Annotated in this window: 1 protein-coding gene; it reads right to left on the bottom strand. The window is 45.1% G+C overall.

All coding sequences use genetic code 11. The features are described 5' to 3' along the window. The coding region (gene tuf, locus HC723_RS16840) for an elongation factor Tu (RefSeq protein ID WP_190339916.1) at positions 1–1055 on the bottom strand (1055 nt) is incomplete at both ends.

Below are 1055 nucleotides of genomic sequence, written 5' to 3' on the forward strand. Positions count from 1 at the left end.
TTATCGCCAGGCATTACCATTTCAACGCCTTCTGGCAATTGAATGTCGCCAGTTACGTCCGTTGTACGGAAGTAGAACTGTGGACGGTAACCTTTGAAGAAAGGAGTATGACGACCACCTTCATCTTTTGAAAGTACGTATACTTCTGATTCAAAAGTTGTGTGTGGGTTGATTGAACCTTTAGCAGCCAATACTTGACCACGTTCAACGTCATCACGCTTAGTACCACGTAGAAGTGCACCAACGTTCTCACCTGCACGACCTTCGTCAAGCAGTTTACGGAACATTTCAACACCAGTACAAGTAGAAAGAGTAGTATCTTTGATACCAACGATTTCAACTTCGTCACCTACGCGTAGGATACCGCGCTCGATACGACCTGTTACAACAGTACCACGACCTTGAATTGAGAAAACATCTTCAATTGGAAGTAGGAACGGTTGGTCAACAGCACGCTCTGGTTCTGGGATGTAGTTATCTAGTGCTTCTGCAAGCTCAACGATTTTGTCTTCCCACTCTTTTTCGCCGTTTAGAGCGCCAAGAGCTGAACCTTGGATTACTGGTAAATCATCACCTGGGTAATCGTATTCACAAAGAAGTTCACGAACTTCCATTTCTACTAGTTCTAGTAGTTCTTCGTCATCTACCATGTCACATTTGTTCATGAATACGATGATGAAAGGAATACCAACTTGACGACCAAGTAGGATGTGCTCACGAGTTTGTGGCATAGGGCCATCAGTCGCAGCAACAACTAGGATACCGCCGTCCATTTGAGCAGCACCAGTGATCATGTTTTTAACATAATCGGCGTGTCCTGGGCAATCTACGTGTGCGTAGTGACGAGCAGGAGTATCGTACTCAACGTGAGAAGTAGCGATTGTGATACCACGTTCGCGCTCTTCTGGAGCGTTATCGATAGATGCGAAATCTTTAGCAACACCACCGTACACTTTTGCAAGTGTAGTACAGATAGCAGCAGTAAGAGTTGTTTTACCGTGGTCAACGTGGCCGATAGTACCAACGTTTACGTGCGGTTTCGTACGTTCAAATTT

Source organism: Vibrio sp. S11_S32 (genome assembly GCF_014694465.1).
GTDB lineage: Bacteria > Pseudomonadota > Gammaproteobacteria > Enterobacterales > Vibrionaceae > Vibrio > Vibrio algicola.